General features: G+C 64.3%; 14 protein-coding genes. 1 reads left to right on the top strand and 13 read right to left on the bottom strand.

The annotated features are described in order from the left end of the window. Positions 1-61 precede the first annotated feature (61 nt). Positions 62-892, top strand: coding sequence for an oxaloacetate decarboxylase (locus ACFX5Q_RS19760; RefSeq protein WP_404280664.1), 831 nt, complete (start codon positions 62-64; stop codon positions 890-892). 144 nt (positions 893-1,036) lie between these two features. Here the strand turns inward: ACFX5Q_RS19760 and ACFX5Q_RS19755 are convergent, their stop codons facing one another. The 13 genes from ACFX5Q_RS19755 to ACFX5Q_RS19695 all read right to left on the bottom strand — a co-directional run bounded on the left by ACFX5Q_RS19755 (position 1,037) and on the right by ACFX5Q_RS19695 (position 17,022). Further along, on the bottom strand, positions 1,037-2,566 hold the full coding sequence (locus tag ACFX5Q_RS19755) for a peptidoglycan DD-metalloendopeptidase family protein (protein ID WP_404280663.1): 1,530 nt from the start codon (positions 2,564-2,566) through the stop codon (positions 1,037-1,039). A 228-nt stretch (positions 2,567-2,794) separates the two neighbouring features. Beyond that, positions 2,795-3,448 carry a protein-L-isoaspartate(D-aspartate) O-methyltransferase gene (locus ACFX5Q_RS19750; protein WP_192177485.1) on the bottom strand — a complete coding sequence of 218 codons (654 nt, stop codon included), beginning with the start codon at positions 3,446-3,448 and terminating at the stop codon, positions 2,795-2,797. Beyond that, positions 3,445-4,203 carry a 5'/3'-nucleotidase SurE gene (surE, locus tag ACFX5Q_RS19745; RefSeq protein WP_404280662.1) on the bottom strand — a complete coding sequence of 253 codons (759 nt, stop codon included), beginning with the start codon at positions 4,201-4,203 and terminating at the stop codon, positions 3,445-3,447. Before surE ends, ACFX5Q_RS19750 begins: the two co-directional genes overlap by 4 nt. Then, positions 4,203-5,507 (bottom strand): serine--tRNA ligase, encoded by a 1,305-nt coding sequence (serS, locus tag ACFX5Q_RS19740; protein WP_404280660.1) that lies wholly within the window; start codon positions 5,505-5,507, stop codon positions 4,203-4,205. The genes surE and serS overlap by 1 nt, the downstream gene beginning before the upstream one ends. An 87-nt stretch (positions 5,508-5,594) precedes the next feature. Further along, entirely contained in the window at positions 5,595-6,470 is an 876-nt protein-coding gene (tatC, locus tag ACFX5Q_RS19735) for a twin-arginine translocase subunit TatC (protein WP_404280658.1), read from the bottom strand. Beyond that, positions 6,467-7,153: a Sec-independent protein translocase protein TatB gene (gene tatB / locus ACFX5Q_RS19730; RefSeq protein ID WP_404280656.1), complete on the bottom strand. Its 687-nt coding sequence runs from the start codon at positions 7,151-7,153 to the stop codon at positions 6,467-6,469. The genes tatC and tatB overlap by 4 nt, the downstream gene beginning before the upstream one ends. Positions 7,154-7,238: 85 nt before the next feature. Continuing rightward, a complete protein-coding gene (locus ACFX5Q_RS19725; RefSeq protein ID WP_006203465.1) occupies positions 7,239-7,460 on the bottom strand; it encodes a twin-arginine translocase TatA/TatE family subunit in 222 nt (73 codons plus the stop codon). Positions 7,461-7,639: 179 nt separating this feature from the next. After that, positions 7,640-8,395, bottom strand: coding sequence for an SMC-Scp complex subunit ScpB (gene scpB / locus ACFX5Q_RS19720; protein ID WP_192177480.1), 756 nt, complete (start codon positions 8,393-8,395; stop codon positions 7,640-7,642). Beyond that, a complete protein-coding gene (locus tag ACFX5Q_RS19715) occupies positions 8,392-9,192 on the bottom strand; it encodes a segregation and condensation protein A (RefSeq protein WP_404280707.1) in 801 nt (266 codons plus the stop codon). Before ACFX5Q_RS19715 ends, scpB begins: the two co-directional genes overlap by 4 nt. 63 nt (positions 9,193-9,255) lie before the next feature. Then, the gene (gene nagZ, locus ACFX5Q_RS19710) at positions 9,256-10,275 is read right to left on the bottom strand and encodes a beta-N-acetylhexosaminidase (RefSeq protein WP_192177479.1); all 1,020 of its coding nucleotides are present in this window, start codon (positions 10,273-10,275) and stop codon (positions 9,256-9,258) included. A gap of 135 nt (positions 10,276-10,410) precedes the next feature. Then, positions 10,411-13,884: an SPOR domain-containing protein gene (locus tag ACFX5Q_RS19705; protein ID WP_404280653.1), complete on the bottom strand. Its 3,474-nt coding sequence runs from the start codon at positions 13,882-13,884 to the stop codon at positions 10,411-10,413. 103 nt (positions 13,885-13,987) lie between these two features. Further along, complete coding sequence (gene argS / locus ACFX5Q_RS19700; RefSeq protein WP_404280650.1) at positions 13,988-15,745, bottom strand: arginine--tRNA ligase; 1,758 nt, start codon at positions 15,743-15,745, stop codon at positions 13,988-13,990. A 62-nt stretch (positions 15,746-15,807) separates the two neighbouring features. Next, positions 15,808-17,022, bottom strand: coding sequence for a deoxyguanosinetriphosphate triphosphohydrolase (locus ACFX5Q_RS19695; RefSeq protein WP_404280647.1), 1,215 nt, complete (start codon positions 17,020-17,022; stop codon positions 15,808-15,810). Positions 17,023-17,096 lie beyond the last annotated feature (74 nt).

Raw genomic sequence — 17,096 nt, 5'->3', positions numbered from 1 at the left:
TATTTGTTCCAGGTCTTGTGCCATTTTCCATCAGGCTCCGGCGACTCGAAGGCTGAAGGGGATGCAATTGGAAAGCAAGGGCGCAGTGTTTCGCAGGCTTCATGAGGAACCGGGCGCGTTCGTCATTCCCAATCCCTGGGATATCGGCACGGCACGGATTCTGGCAGCCATGGGTTTTCGTGCCCTCGCCACCACCAGCGCCGGCATGGCGTTCTCCCTTGGCGTCGCCGAGGGGCAGGTGTCGCGAGAGGACACTCTAAGCCATTGCCGGGCCATCGTGGCGGCGACACCGCTACCTGTCTCGGCCGATCTCGAAAAAGGCTTCGGCGACAGTCCGCAAAGTGCCGTCGAGACGATCCAGGCCGCTGCCAGCATTGGCCTGGCCGGATGTTCCCTCGAAGATCATACTGGCAGACGCGAGGATCCGATCTACGGCTTTGAGCTCGCCGTCGAGCGGATCGAGGCTGCGGCGCAGGCGCGTCGCGCACTGTCGGATGATTTCGTCCTGACGGCGCGCTGCGAGAACTTCCTGTGGGGGCGCCCCGATCTGGATGACACCGTTTTGAGATTGCAGGCTTTCGAGAAGGCGGGAGCCGATGTGCTCTATGCGCCCGGCCTGCATGACCTCGGCATGATCCGCACCGTCTGCGGCGCCGTGACGAAACCGGTCAATGTCGTGATGGGCATGCCGGGCGCGACGTTTGGCGTGGCCGAACTGGCGGACGCCGGAGTCAAGCGCATCAGTGTCGGCTCAGCGCTGGCGAGGCTCGCCTTCGGCAGCTTCGTCCGCGCCGCGCGCGAGATGAGATCGGCAGGCACCTTCCGGTTTTCCGAACAAGCCATGGGCTTCGCCGAACTGGAGGGCTTCTTCACCGGATCGACGAAGGCTTGAGAGTCGCCGAGGATCTGTCGCGAAACTGCGTTTTGCCCAATGCGGCTCCGATGCCGTCTGCCACTGAAAAAGCCCGCCCCTTGCGGAGCGGGCTGAGCCGGCAAGCCGGACTGGAGGTCAGACGGCCCGCAATCGTTTATTGTTCTATTCCAGATAGCCCGACGGATCGACCGGGGCCGAGTTCTTGCGCACTTCGAAGTGCAGCTTCGGCGAGTCGGTGGTGCCGCTCATGCCGGACAGCGCGATCTCCTGGCCGCGCTTAACCTTCTGGCCGCGCTGCACCTCGATCGAGCTGGCATGGCCGTAGACGGTGACCAGCCCGTTTTCGTGGCGCACCAGGACAGTGTTGCCGAATTCCTTAAGCCCGTCGCCGGCATAGATGACGACGCCGTTCTCGGCCGCCTTGACTGGCGTGCCCTCGGGAACCGCGATGTCGACGCCGTCCTTGCCGGAACCGAAGCTGGAGATCACGCGGCCGCGCACCGGCCAGCGCATCTTGCCGATGCCCGTTGCATTCGGCGCCACCGCGTCGTCATCCTCGGCCTGCTGGATGACCTTGGCATCCTTCTTCGGCGGCGTGTAGGACGCCAGCGTTTCGGTCGGCTTGGCCGCCGGCTGCGTGGTCGCGGTCGTCACCGGGTCGACCTTGACCGGCTTGGCGGCGGCGACTGTCACTGTCCCGCCGGCCGGAACCTTCAGCGTCTGGCCGATCTTGAGCAGGCCGTCCTGCATGCCGTTCGCCTGCTTGAGCGCGGTCACGCTGACGCCGGTCTTCCTGGCAATGGCAGACAGCGAGTCGCCTTGCTGGACCGTATAGATGCCGCCGGCGCCTGCCGGCTTGGCCGCGGCCACCTGCGTTGCAGGCTTGGCGTTCTTCGGGTCACTCGCGGCGGCCGATGCGTCGACCTGCGCGGCGGACTTGCCGTCCTTGAGTTTCGGCTGCTGCGGCAGCACGGCGAGCTTCTCCGGCGCGGTAGCCGGCGGCTTGGGGCTGTTCGCCGGCTTGGTGTCGGCAACTTTCGACTGCGTCGCTTTGCTTGAATAGGCATAGGCCGGGATGACCAGCTTCTGGCCCGTCTTCAATCCCTTGGTCGCGCTCAGCCCGTTGACCTTCATGATCACATCGGCCGGCACCTTATAGCGCTGCGCCAGGCCGGAAATCGTCTCGCCGTCCCTGACCACGATCTCGGTTGCATGCGGCGTACCGCCCGCCGTCGCCATTTTCGGCGCATCGGGCTGCGCGTCCTTGAACGGCTTTGCCGCCGGGGCGACAGTGCCGGTGGTCGTCCTGTCGACATGCGTGGCGGGAGGCGCCAGCACCGGGGCCGAGGCGGTGCGCACCGGCTTTGCGGCGGGCGACAGTGCCGGGGCGGGCTGCGAGACCGGCGGCAACTGCTGCACCGAGACCGGTTCCAGGCTGGAGCGGCTGACCGACTGGGTGTGGCTACCATCGACCGGTGCGGGAGATGCCGCGACATCGCCCGGATAAGGCTGGGCGGCGTCCTGTTTGTCGATGATGGCGCGCTGGTTGTTGGTCGAGGAGGTGAAGACGTCGTCGACACCGTTGAATCGCGCCACCTGGGAACTGCATCCCGCGGCGGCGCCTGCAATCATGAGGACGGCGCAGCCACGCGCCAGATTGCGTCCGTTTGCCTTCAAAACACTGAATTGCATCGCACTAACCCGCACAGACCCGGTACAAACTAGGCATGATTAAAGCGCGTTAATGTTACTGGCCGGTTAACCCCTTAGAATCTGGCGAAAATTTTCTTAAAATATTAGAGCAGGCGTCGAGCCTGTCGAGATTTCCGTCAGCCCTCCTAGAGCGAAGCTCCGTCGCGAAGACCCTAGGATGACGAAACGACAGGCTTCGGTCTCCCGAGAGCGCGATGCGCCGGGGAATCAAATGACGGCGGCGACGCTGCGCAGTATCGGCTGCAGCCGCACGATGCCGATGTCCTCGCGCTCGAAACGGCTGCCGACCTTGGTCAGCTTGGCTACCACCTGCTCACCCTCTTCCGGGCCGATCGGCGCGATGACGATGCCGCCGCTCGACAGTTGGTCGAGCAGGAAGCGTGGCAGGCTGTCGAAGGCCGCCCAGGCGACGATGCGATCGAACGGTCCCTCATTGGCCAATCCATTGGAACCGTCCGCCTGCCGGGCAACGACATTGCCGATGGCGAGCGCCTCGAAGCGCTGCCTGGCCTGCTCGGTCAGCGTCTTGTAGCGGTCGATGGTGACGATGCGCGCTGCCAGCCGCGACATCACCGCTGCCGTGTAGCCCGATCCGGTGCCGATCTCGAGCACCCGGTTGCCCGGCTCGATGGCCAAAGCCGCGATCACTGCGGCCTGGAGGTCAGCGCCCTCGATCGCCTCGCCGCACTCGATCGGCAGCATGCCGTCCGACCAAGCGATGGAATGAAACTGTCCGGAGAGGAAGCCGCGCCGCGGCGTCGCCTCGAAAGCCGCGATCAATGCCTTCGGCACCGCGCCCCGGCCGCGCAAGCGCAGCAGGAAGGCGGCAAAACCTTCGCGGTCGTCGAGTGGCAGGGTCATGAAAGTGCCTTGGTCAGTTGGTCGCGGATTTCGTGGGCGGTGAGATCGAGCTGCAGCGGCGTCACCGACACCAGCCGGTTGCGCATGGCGTAGAGATCGGTGCCCTTCTTGCCTTCGACCGGCTCGCGGCCGAAGCGCAGCCAGTAGTAAGGCAGGCCGCGTCCGTCACGGCGCTCGTCGACCCACAGGCTGTGCACGAGCTTGCCTTGCGAGGTCACGACGGTGCCGGCGACTTCTTCGGGAAGGCAATTCGGAAAATTGACGTTGAGCAGCACGCCATCCGGCAGAGGCAAGGCGACAAGCTTGTTGAGGAGCGCCGGCGCCAGCGTCTCGGTGGTCTCGTAGGGAACGACGCGATCCTCGCCGACATAGGAGTAGGCCTGGCTGAGCGCGATCGAGCGGATGCCAAGCAGCGCGCCTTCCATGGCCCCGGCGACGGTGCCGGAATAGGTGACGTCGTCAGCGATGTTGGCGCCCGAATTGACGCCGGACAGGATCAGGTCCGGCGCTCCCGGCAGGATCTTCTTCACGCCCATGATGACGCAATCGGTCGGCGTGCCGCGCACGGCAAAGTGCTTTTCGCCGATCTTGCGCAGCCGCAGCGGCTCCGAGATCGACAGCGAATGCGCGTAGCCGGACTGGTCCTGCTCCGGCGCCACCACCCAGACATCGTCCGACAGCGTGCGGGCAATGCGCTCGAGCGACGCCAGGCCCTCGGCATGGATGCCGTCGTCATTGGTGAGCAGGATGCGCATTATTTCGATTCGATCTTTGCCAGACCGCCCATGTAAGGCCGAAGCGCTTCAGGAATGGTTACGCTGCCATCCTCATTCTGGTAGTTCTCGATGACAGCAATAAGAGCGCGGCCGACGGCGGTGCCCGAGCCGTTCAGCGTGTGGACGAAGCGGTTGCCCTTGCCGTCCCTGTCCTTGTAGCGCGCGTCCATGCGCCTGGCCTGGAAATCGCCGCAGACCGAGCAGGACGAGATTTCGCGATAGGCGTTCTGGCCGGGCAGCCAGACCTCGATGTCGTAAGTCTTGCGCGCGCCAAAACCCATATCGCCGGTGCACAGCGTCATGGTGCGGAACGGCAGGCCGAGCCGCTTCAGCACCTCCTCGGCGCACGCGGTCATCCGCTCATGCTCGGCGTTTGCTGACTCCTGATCGGTGATCGACACCAGCTCAACCTTGTAGAACTGGTGCTGCCGCAGCATGCCGCGCGTATCACGCCCAGCCGAGCCTGCTTCTGAACGGAAGCACGGCGTCAGCGCCGTATAGCGCAGCGGCAGTTTTTCATGCGCGGTTATGTCCTCGCGTACGAGGTTGGTGAGCGGGACTTCGGCGGTGGGGATCAAGCCCAGCCTGCCGTCTCCGTGCGGCGTAAAGAACAGGTCATCCTCAAATTTCGGCAGCTGCCCGGTGCCATAGAGAACCTCGTCGCGCACCATCAGCGGCGGGATCACTTCCTCATAGCCGTGCTCGGTCGTGTGCAGGTCGAGCATGAACTGGCCGAGCGCACGCTCCATGCGCGCCAGCCCGCTCTTCAGCACCGTGAAGCGCGAACCCGACAGCTTTGCTGCCCGTTCGAAATCCATCATGCCGAGCGCTTCGCCGATCTCGAAATGCTCCTTCACCCAGTTCGGCCGCGTCGGCACCTTGCCGACAGTGCGCTTGACGACATTGTCGTGCTCGTCCTTGCCGACCGGCACGTCGTCGAGCGGCACATTGGGCAGCACCGCCAACACATCGTTCAGCGCCTTGTCGAGTTCGCGTTCGCGTGCCTCGCCATTCTGGATGAAGGCCTTGATCTCGCCGACCTCGGCCTTCAGCTTTTCGGCAAGCGCCGCGTCGCCCGAACGCATGGCATTGCCGATCTCTTTCGAGGCGGCGTTGCGGCGTTCCTGCCTGGTCTGCAGTTCTGTCAGATGCTCGCGCCGCGCCTCATCCCTGGCGATCAGGTCATCGACGGTGGATTGCGCGTCATCACCCGACCACGAGCGCTTCACCAGCGCCTCGACAAGGGTCTTCGGGTTGTCGCGAATCCATTTGATGTCAAGCATGGTCTGAACGCTCCTGAGCTAGGCTCGTGGGCGTAAACCGCATCCTTGATCGATGCAAGATCGGGCTTGGCGTCTTTTTCCGGAAGCCTAGGAGGGAGCCTGCGTCGAGGACGCGTCCGCCGCCTTCTCCGCCACTTCCGCCGCGGCGTCCTGTTTCTCGCGCGCCAGGCGGTCCCGTTCCTTGCTGCGTTCGATCAGCCGCGCCGACCAGATGGCGACCTCGTAGAGCAGGATGGTCGGAATGGCGAGGCCGATCTGGCTCATCGGATCCGGCGGCGTCAGCACGGCCGCTACCACGAACGCGATGACGATCGCCCATCTGCGCTTCTCGACCAACGCCTTGGACGACAGCATGCCGACGCGTGTCATCAGGCTGGTCACCACCGGCAGCTGGAACACCAGGCCGAAGGAGAAGATCAGCGTCATGATCAGGCTGAGATATTCCGACACTTTCGGCAACAGCGATATCTGTACCTGGTCGTCGGTGCCGGCTTGCTGCATGGCGAGGAAGAACCACATCACCATCGGCGTGAAGAAGAAATAGACCAGCGACGCGCCCATCAGGAACAGGATCGGCGAGGCGATCAGAAACGGCAGGAAGGCGTTGCGCTCGTTCTTGTAGAGGCCAGGCGCGATGAATTTGTAGATCTGCGTGGCGATCAGTGGAAAGGCGATGACCATGCCGCCAAACATGGCGAGCTTGACCTGGGTGAAGAAGAATTCCTGCGGCGCCGTGTAGATCAGCTCGACCTTGTGCGGGTCGAGCCCCGCCCATTGCGTCGCCCATTTGAACGGGACGACCAGAAGGTTGAACAACCGCTTGGCGAAGAAGAAGCAAACGAGGAAGGCGACGAAGAAGCCGCCGATCGACCAGATCAGCCGCCGCCGCAACTCGATCAGGTGCTCCATCAGCGGAGCCGACGACTTTTCGATCTCGTCCTTTTCCGTATCCGAAACGCTCACTTGGCGGCTCCCGCCGTCTTCTTGCCCGCCGGCTTTTTCGCCGGCGCAGGCTTCGGCTCAGCCTTTGTCGCCGCCTTGGCGGCTGCAGGCTTGGTAACTTTTGCAAGCGCTGGCTTTGCCGGTGCTGCCTTGGTTGTGGCCGCCGGAGCCTTCGCTTGCTTCGATACCACCGCCTTCTTTGCCGGCGCCTTTTGCGGCGCCGGCGTTGCAGCTGCTGCCGGCGCCACCACCGCATCGTCGGTCATCGCCGGAAAGATCGGAGCGGCCGGCGCCGTTTCCGGTCCGTTGACGCCGGGCATCACTGTGGCGCCGTTCTTCAGCGGCTCGGCAGCCTGCGGCGTCTCCGCCACCGGCGTTGCAGGATCAACGGCCGGCTTCGGCTTCATTGCCGCGTCGACGCCGGCGCGGACATCGGCTGCCGCCTGCTCGAACGGGTTGAGCTGCTTGCGGATCTCGGCCGCCGGATTGAGGCTCCGAAGGGAATCGACCGACTTCTTAACGTCGTCGAGTTCGGCTTCCTTCAGCGCCTCGTTGAACTGCTTCTGGAAGTCGGCGGCCATGGCGCGCAGCTTTGCCGTCGTGCGGCCGAAAGTGCGCAGCATATTGGGCAAATCCTTCGGCCCGACGACCACAATCATGACGATCGCGATCACCAGCATCTCGGTCCAGCCGACTTCAAACATGGCAATCTGTTCCGACTAATGCATGTCGCTCAAAAGTGCGACGCGGTTTTGGGACAACGACATGCACAAAGCAACAACCTTAGGCTCAGCTCTTGCTGGCTTTTTCCTTCGCCGCCGAAACGGTTTCGTCGGCCCGGTGCTCGACGGTGCGCTTGTCGTCGGCAACTTCGTCGTCGGCCATGCCCTTCTTGAAGCTCTTGATGCCCTTGGCCATGTCGCCCATCAGCTCGGGAATCTTGCCGCGGCCGAAAACCAGCAGCACGATCACCAGCACGATCAGCCAGTGCCAAATCGAAAATGAACCCATTGCATATCTCTCTCGAATGTTTTCCCTGGCGATGATCTATGCGCATTCGCGTTGGGATTCAAACAGAACCACGACAAACTTTATGAAGGCGCGCCGGATGTCACGCATTTTCGGCGGTTCGGCCCGCTACCAATCGGCGCATCTACAGGCGGAAAGCGGCTTTTGACAGCGGCTTGCGGTCAATCTTCCGTGACGCGCGGCGTCAGCAGGCCGAGTTCCTCGAGGTCGATGTCGGTCAGCGGATCCTCGTCCTCGGTCAGCGCATCCGGGTCCGCCGGCGGCAGCGGCACCGAGAAATTCGACGGCATACGGGTGGAAAGCAGCCCGGCGCCCTTCAGTTCCTCCATGCCGGGAAGATCGCGGATCTCCTCCAGCGCGAAATGGTCGAGGAAGCTCTCGGTGGTGCCGTAGGTCACGGGACGGCCGGGCGTCTTGCGCCGGCCGCGCATCCGCACCCACTCCGTCTCCATCAGCGTGTCCAGCGTGCCCTTTGACGTTTCGACGCCTCTGATGTCTTCTATCTCGGCGCGCGTCACCGGCTGGTGGTAGGCGATGATCGCCAGCACTTCGAGCGCCGCGCGCGAAAGCTTCCTCTGCTGAACGGTATCGCGGCTCATCAGGAAGGCGAGGTCGCCGGCGGTGCGGAAGGCCCAGGCATCGCCGACGCGCACCAGATTGACGCCGCGCTTGGCGTAGATCTGCTGCAGATCGGCCATCGCCGCGGCAATGCTGATGCCGTCCGGCAGGCGCGCGGCCAGTTGTTTTTCGCTGACCGGTTGGGCGCTGGCGAAGATGATCGCCTCGGCCATGCGCACGGCTTCCGACAGAAGCAGTCGCTCGGCCGGGTTCTCGACCGTCCCCTGCTCGACGGCGCCTTCCTCGGTCTCGTCGTCGACCTTGAACGGAATGACCGAAGCGTTGGCGCGTTCGCTCATGTTACCACCTCGACTGCCTTGATGCCTTGCGCGCGGCCCCGCAGATAGAGCGGCGCGAACACCTGGTCCTGCCGCATCTCCATCTTGCCTTCACGCACCAGTTCGAGCGTCGCGGCAAACGAACTGGCGACCGCCGTGCGCCGATCTTCCGGGGTGGACAGATACTCGATCAGGAAGGAGTCCAGCGCGGTCCAGTCACGCAGCGTCCCGACCAGCCTGATCAGGATGTCGCGCGCGTCCTTGAGTGACCACACGCCGCGCCTGGCGATCGTCACATTGTTGATCGCCTGCTTCTGGCGCTGCTGCGCATAGGCGGTCAAGAGATCGTAGAGCGAGGCCGAATAGGCGTTGCGCTTCTCGATGATGACCATTTCCGGCATGCCGCGCGCAAACACGTCGCGGCCGAGCCGGTTGCGGTTGACCAGCCTCGCCGAGGCGTCGCGCATGGCTTCCAGCCGCTTCAGCCGGAACTGCAGCACCGCCGCCAGTTCCTCGCCGCTTTCGCCTTCCTCGCCCGGCTGCTTGGGGATCAGAAGCTTCGACTTGAGGAAGGCAAGCCATGCCGCCATCACCAGATAGTCGGCGGCAAGCTCGAGCCGCAGCGCCCTCACCTTCTCGACGAAGGCCAGATATTGCTCGGCCAGCGCCAGGATCGAGATGCGCGCCAGGTCGACCTTCTGGTTGCGCGCCAGATGCAGAAGCAGATCGAGCGGGCCTTCGAAGCCGGCAACGTCGACGACCAGCGACGGATCGCCGGTCAGCCGGGAATCGTCGTTCTCGGCCCACAGACGGTCCATCGGTGCGGCCTTCGCGGCCTTGCTGTCCAATGTTTCCGCCACTGCCTTTGTCTCTTCCTCTGCTTAGGCCACCGCATCGAAATAGGTGGCAAACTCGGCGCGTATCGCGGTTTCTTCAGCCGCGTCGCGGTCCTTTATATAGGTCAGTGCCCGCTCCGCGCGCGCAAGCGACCTTCCTTGAAGCCCCGTGGTCCGCGATGCAATGCCGGACATCTCTTCGAAAACACCATTGCAGTGAAGGACGAGATCGCAGCCCGCCGCAAGGATCGCGGCCGCCTTTGTCGGGAAATCCCCAGAAAGTGCCTTCATCGAGGTGTCGTCGCTCATCAACAGCCCGTCGAAGCCGATGTCGCCGCGGATAATGTCGTTGACGACCTTGCCCGAGGTCGTCGCCGGATTGCTCGGATCGATGGCGCTGTAGACGACATGCGCCGTCATCGCCATCGGCAGATGGTTGAGCGCCTTGAACGGGGCGAAATCATGCCGCCGCAACTCGTCCATGGGCGTATCGACGGTCGGCAGTTCGAAATGCGTGTCGGCAAAGGCCCGCCCGTGCCCGGGAATGTGCTTCATCACCGGCAGCACACCGCCCGACATCAGGCCTTCGGCGGCCGCGCGGCCAAGCTCGATGACGGCGCCTGGCTCCTTGCCATAGGCGCGCGCGCCGATGACGTCGCTGGCGCCCTCGATCGGCACGTCGAGCACCGGCAGGCAGTCGGCGGTGATGCCGAGGCGGAGCAGATCGAAAGCATGGAGCCGCGCCATCAGCCAGGCTGCGCGCGTGCCCGCGTCACGGTCGTTCCGCCACAGTGCGCCAAGCGCGCCGCCGGCCGGATAGTTCGGCGCCAGCGGCGGCCGCAGGCGCTGCACCCGGCCGCCTTCCTGGTCGATGAACACCGGCGCGTCCGGACGCCCGATGCAGTCGCGCATCGAGGCGACCAGATCGCGGATCTGTTCGGGCTCGCCGATGTTGCGGGCAAACAGGATGAAACCCCAGGGCCGCTCGCCGCGGTAGAAGCGGATTTCGTCTGGGGTCAGCGATTTCCCGGCACAGCCGAGGATCATGGATTTTGATTCGGTCATGACAACAAGCTTAGAGCTACATGCGGACAAAGGGAATCATCCCGGATCGCCCGCCTCGGAATGCCCGGGAGCTTCCACATGAAAAAAACCGGCGCGGCCATTCGGCTGCGCCGGTTTTCGTGTGGTTTCAACTGATCAGCGCGACACGAAGCAGTTGCCGCCGGCCGCCTTGTAGCTGGTGCACAGATTGATCGCATCGTTGCGCGACTGCGCCGGAACGCGAACCCGGTAGAAGGTTCCCTTGCCGGCGATCTCGGCCTTGACGATGTTGGCGGTGCGGCCGGAAAGCACGCTGCCATAGCGGCGCTGCAGGTCCTGATAGGTCGACTGGGCGCTCTCGACCGTCGGCTGCGAAGCGATCTGCATCGACCACGAACCACCGCCTGTCGCTGCTGCGGTCGGCGATATGGAGGCGACCTGGTCGGGCTTGACCTCGCCGACCACGTCGACCGGCTGATCGGACGGGCGCTGCGGCGGCACGGGAACCGTGGCCGACGTATTCGCCGATTGCGCGCTGGCGGACTGGGCCTTGGCTTCGGCCTTCGGCGTGGGGGCTGCCGCCGACTCGAGCGGCTTGGCGGTCTCGGCCTGATCGGTAGCAGCCTGATCGGTCGGCTGATCGCTTGCCTGATCGGTCGCGGGCGCCACGGTGCCGGTCTGCTCCGCGTCGGACTGCACCGCCGGAGCGACAAGTTGCGGTGCTGGATCGGTCGGCTCGGCTGCGGCAACCTGCGGCGCCGCCTGCGCCGGATCCTCACGCGGAACCAGCGAGCCGTCGGGCTTGACCATCATGGTCCTGACCTTGCGCGGCGCAACGGCGGCGACTTCCGGGTTGGTACCCTTGTCGGCCTCCTGAAGAACCTGCGCGATGCGGTCCTCGGATTTCGGCGCCGGCGCGGCATCGGCATTCCCGGACGTATCCACGCCTGGCATCGCGACCGCGGGGGCATTACCCGCTGCATCCGCGCCGGGAGCGGCATCGGTATCGTCGGGTGAAAGATCGACGACGCGGCTTTCCGGCTCCTTGGCTTTCACGTCCACCGGCTCTTCGGTGTTGGTGACCAGCTTCTCCTGCACAGGCTCAGCCGGCTTGGTGCCCTTGGCCACCGCGTCATAGACCTTGTTGTCCTGGTTCGGCACCACGGCGCCGCCCGGGTTTTCCGGCTTGACCTTGATCGGCGCGTTGTCGGCCTTGACGATCACGGGCGCTTCGCTGCCGCCCTTGCCGCCGAGCGACAAGGCAAAGGCGCCGAGGCCACCGGCGATCGCCACCGCGCCGACGATCGCGGCGACCATCAGGCCGCGACTGCGCGGCTTTGCAGCCTCGCGCTCGGCCAGACCGGGCACCGACATCGCCTCGTCCAGTTCAGGATCGTAGTCGAGCTCGTCGACGGCGAAGTCGTCAGCCTGCGAAACCGGCTTGCTGCCGGGCAGATTGTCCATGTCGAAGCTGCTCGCGGCAGCAGCGTGGGAAGCGGTCGCCGTCGCGGCAAGCACTTCGGCCGGCTTCGCCGCATAGGCGGGTGCCTCGTCGCGGTCATAGCCCGGCTTGAACCCGGCACTGTAGGTGTCGTCTTCATAGGCCGTGCTGCGCGCCGGCGTCGCGGCCACCTCGGGGGCGTTCATCTCGGTCAGCAGACCGGCGAATTCGGCTTCGAGGTCGTCATAGGCGGACGCAGCCGGCTGATCTTCCTCGAAATTGAGCTCGGGAATATCGAGGTCGTCGGCCAGCGCGACGACGCGCTCCGGCACATCGACCGTCTCGACATCGGGCATCTCGTCATAGCGAGGCTGTTCGTGCCGCACCGGCTCGGGCTCGACTTGGGCGGCGACCTCTTCGACCGGCTCCTGCTGGTACGCGGGCGTGGCGGAAGCCGGCGCTGAAGCAACAGGTGGCGCCGAGGCCATAGGCTGGGCCGAGAACGAGGCCTGCACCGGAGGCGCGGCGACCGGAGTCACCCGGCTCCACGAACGGGCCGGTTCTGGCGGCGTCGAGCGCATCCAGTCCGCCGAATGGGCAAAACCTTCCCCGACAGCGGTGCGTCCCGCTTCATCGTGACCAAGGTCCGATTTATCGTGACCACGGTCCGATTCATCGTGACCAGGGTCCGATACATCGTGACCACGGTCCGATTCGTGGCCAAGGTTGATACCCTTGGCAAAGGCGGCATCGAACGCCTCGTCGTCGAACGCGACGTCGGCAGCTGCCACAGTCTCAGCCCTGAAATCCTCACCATCGAGCTCGCCGGCGAGATCAATGTCGAGATCGGCGTTGGCAGCCTGGGCCGCCTCATGATGCTGCTGCGTCTCTGCAGGCTCATGTTCGTCAAGATCCCAATCGAGTTCTTCGATGGGATCGGCCTGCTGGGCAGCGGCCGTTTCCGCCACGACTGCTGGCTGTTGAACCGGCTCGGGCTCCTTCGCGGCGACGGGAACCGGCCGCGCGGTCATGGCGCCAAGCAGCGCGTTCAGTTCGTCTTCCAGGCTCCGATCGTCTGCGGCAACCGGTTTTGCCGGCTCGGCCGCAACCGCGGCGGGCGCCGTCGGCTCCGCGGCGGCGCTTTCGGCAACCTGCTCTTCGGCCGTCTCGGCCGGCCCCTCGTCGATGCCGAGGTCGAAATCGTCGTCAAACGCGTCCCGCGCGGCAAGCTTAGGAACATCGTCATTGTCGGCTTCGGCGACATAAGCCGCTTCGACAGATGCTTCGACAGCCTCGACAGGCGCTTCGACAGCCAGAGGCTCATCGATTTCGGTCGGTTCTTCGGCACGGACATCGAAATCCATATCGACGTCGGCAATATCCATATCGACATCGGCCATCGCCTCGTCGAAATGGTCGGAAAACTCCGCTTCGGGAATCTGGCGGTCGGCTTCCTCGGCAATCTGGACCGGCGCCGGATGTTCGACAGCGGCAGCAGTTGCGTGATGATCTTCCGCCGGCACTTCATCGTCGAACGGCGCGTGATCGTCGAGTGTCAGCTCGTCCTCAAGCAACAGGGATACGGCATTGTCCAAATCGTCATCGAATGCGGCTTCGACCGCCGGCGCGACCTGCTCCGCGGCGGCGTGCTCTGCTTCATGTTCGGCCGTGTCGGTCGTGGGATGATCGTCGAGCTGGAATTCCTGATCGAGCGAAGCGGCAAGCTCGGCGTCCATCGGCCTGTCGTCGTCGAGCGGCGACACGTCTTCCAGCGAGCTAGCGACCGCCTGATCGAAATCATCACCGAAGGCAGCCTCGACCTGCGGCGCGGCAACCTCGGCGACGGGCGCAAAGTGATCCGCCGGGTCGTCGAATACGAAATCCTGTTCGAGCGATGCCGCAAGCTCGTCGTTCATCCTGGCGGCAACAGATTCGAAAGCCGGCTCCTGGCGCTGCGCGGCGGCCTCATCGGCGCCGAATTCGCCCATCAGCTCCTTCTCGAGGTCGATATCGAAATCGCCCTCTTCGGCAAGCTGGTCGGCCGGAGCAGCCTTCGGCGCTGCTGCAGGCGCCTGCGGCTTTACCGGCTGGCGCGGGTCGAAACCCATGATCCGGGTCAGTTCCGCGAACGGATCATCGTCAGCGATGTCGTTATGGTCGGCTGTTCTCAGCTGGGTTCTGTCTGCCATTATTGTTCCCGAACTCGCACACATTCGGACGCCATGGACGTCGCGCAGGGTTGGCCCATACCAGCGCAATGTGGGCAAAAGGTGACAGGTTTTTTAGTCAAACCTAACGCATTTCCGTGGGCGCATCAGCCCCAATAAGCGTTAGGCCGGACGTCAAGACGTCCGATACAGCCTGCACCAGCCCTAGTCTGGCATACGTCAATTGTCGGTCGTTAACCTTAACAAAACGTAAGTCGGGATTGTCAGTGCCCCGGTTCCAATGTCCATGGAAGCTGGACGCCAGATCGTAGAGGTAGAATGCCAGCCTGTGCGGCTCCAGCGCAAGGGCCGCGGATTCGATTAGTCGGGGATATTCAGCCAGCTTCCGGATCAGGCCGATTTCGCCCTCGTCGGTCAGCGACGCCACTGCCGCGGCCAGCCGGTTGCGGTCGAAATTGGCCTCGCCCAGCTGCTCGCTCGCCTGCCGGAAGACCGAATGGCAGCGCGCCGAGGCGTACTGCACGTAGAACACCGGATTGTCCTTGGACTGCTCGGTCACCTTGGCGAAATCAAAATCGAGCGGTGCATCGTTCTTGCGGTAGAGCATCATGAAGCGGATCGGGTCGCGGCCGACCTCCTCCACCACTTCGCGCAGCGTCACGAAATCGCCCGACCGCTTCGACATGCGCACCGGTTCGCCGTCGCGGAACAGCTTCACCAGCTGACACAGCAGCACGGTGAGCTTGACCTCGTCGCCGGCAACCGCGCGCGCCAGCGCTTCGAGCCGCTTGACGTAGCCGCCATGGTCGGCGCCGAGCACGTAGATCAGGTCGACGAAGCCGCGGTCGACCTTGTCCTTGAGGTAGGCGACGTCGGCGGCGAAATAGGTGAACGAGCCGTCGGACTTGACCAGCGCCCGGTCCATGTCGTCGCCGACCGCGGTCGAGCGGAACAGCGTCTGCTCGCGGTCTTCCCAGTCGTCCGGCTTCTCGCCCTTGGGCGGCGGCAGTTTGCCCTTGTAGATATGCCCCTTCAGCGTCAGATCGCTGATCGCCGCGCGGATCTTCCTGGCATTGTCGGCATGCAGCGTGCGCTCGGAGAAGAACACGTCGTGATGCACGTTGAGCAACGCCAGATCCGAGCGGATCATCGCCATCATGGCGTCGATCGTGCGGTCCTTGACGATGGCCAGCGCCTCGTCCTCCGGCATCTGCAGTAGCTTGCGGCCGAATTCCGCTACCAGCGCCTGACCGACCGGCACCAGGTAGTCGCCGGGATAGAGACCGGCCGGTATCTCGCCAATATCGTCGCCCAGCGCTTCGCGGTAGCGCATGAAGACCGAACGGCCGAGCACGTCGATCTGCGAGCCGGCATCGTTGATGACATATTCCTTGGTCACGTCGTAGCCGGCGAAGGCCATCAGATTAGCCAGCGTGTCGCCGACAACGGCGCCGCGGCAGTGGCCGACATGCATCGGGCCGGTCGGGTTGGCCGAGACATACTCGACATTGGCCTTCCTGTTGCCGCCGATGGTCGAGCGGCCATAATTACGGCCTTCGCCAAGCAAGGCCGTGAGATGCGCCTGCCAGAATCCGTCCTTGAGCCGGAGATTGACGAAGCCGGGACCGGCGACGTCGGCAGCCGAGACGTCGGCATCGGTGCGCAGCGCCTCGGCCAGTCTTTCGGCCAGCGCGCGCGGGTTCTGCCCGGTGGGCTTCGCCAGCACCATCGCCGCATTGGTCGCGAGATCGCCATGGCTGGGGTCGCGCGGCGGCTCGACGGCGATACGCGACAGGTCGGGCGATGCGCCCTCCTTGTCTTTCAAATCAAGCGCTTCGACAGCTTTGATGATTCGCGCGGTGAAATCGGCGAAGATGTTCATGGGTATGGCTCTGGCGGCTTTGCGGGGTGACCGGCTCGTTGGCCGGCAAAATCGCGCCCGCCCTAGCTTAAATCCGGCGTATGGTCAAACAAACGGCGGTGTTCCTTCAAGGCATAGGTGTCGGTCATGCCCGCCAGGAAATCGGCGACGCTGCGCGCCTTGATGCGGTCCTGCGCCCTATCGAGCCCTTCGCGCCAGCCATCGGGCATGGCACGCGGGTCGGCGAAATAGACGTCGAACAGGTCCCTGACGATCTGTTCGGCGTCGCCACGCACGCGCATCACCTCGCTGTGACGGTAGAGATGCTTATAGAGGAAGGCCTTCAGTCCCTTCTCGGTCGCCGCCATATCGGCCGAGAACGTCACCATCGTCTCTCCCGCCGCCCGCACCGCATCAGCGCTTTCCGGCTTCAGGCGCTTGAGATTGGCGGTGGTGGAGGCAATCACGTCCTCGACCATCATGGTGATCTGCCGGCGCATCAGCTCGTGCCCGGTGCGCACATCATCGAGCGCCGGGTAGCGCGCGCGTACGCTTTTCAGGATCGAGCCCGGCAGGGTTACGTCTTCCAGCTTGTCCAGCGTCAGGAAGCCCGATCTCAGGCCATCGTCGATGTCATGGGTGTTGTAAGCAATGTCGTCGGCAATCGCCGCGCATTGCGCCTCGATGCCGGCGAAGCGGTCGAGTTCCAAGTCATGCAACTCCGAATAGTCGCGGATCGCTTGCGGCACCAGGCCCTTGAGGCCCTGCCCCTTGGCATCCGTCAGCGGGCCATTGTGCTTGACCAGCCCTTCCAGCGTTTCCCAGGTCAGGTTCAGCCCGTCGAATTCGGCATAGCGCCGCTCGAGCCGCGTCACCACGCGCAGCGACTGCGCATTGTGGTCGAAGCCGCCCCAGGCGGCCATCTTCTCGTTGAGCGCCTCCTCGCCCGTGTGGCCGAAGGGCGTGTGGCCGAAATCATGCACCAGCGCCACCGCCTCGGCGAGGTCCTCGTCGCCGCGCAGCGCCCGCGCGAGCGCCCGCGCGATCTGCGCCACCTCGATCGAATGCGTCAGCCTTGTGCGGTAATGGTCGCCTTCATGGGCAACGAATACCTGCGTCTTGTGCTTCAGCCGACGAAAGGCCGTCGAATGTATGATGCGGTCGCGGTCGCGCTGGAACGGCGTGCGGGTCGGGCTCTCGACCTCGTCGAACAGCCGCCCGCGCGACTGTGCCGGATCGCTGGCATAGACCGCGCGCGGCCGATATCCGAAGCCGATGTCGCCAAGCTCATTTGTCATGGCTGATGCCGCCGCAGTTGACTTGCCCCTTCCCGCTTCATACCTATCATGTGAAACCGAAAGCAAGGTGACGC

The sequence above is a fragment of the Mesorhizobium sp. IMUNJ 23033 genome, assembly GCF_044778005.1.
Lineage (GTDB): Bacteria > Pseudomonadota > Alphaproteobacteria > Rhizobiales > Rhizobiaceae > Mesorhizobium > Mesorhizobium amorphae_A.
This window is presented reverse-complemented; position numbering and strand designations above follow the sequence as displayed.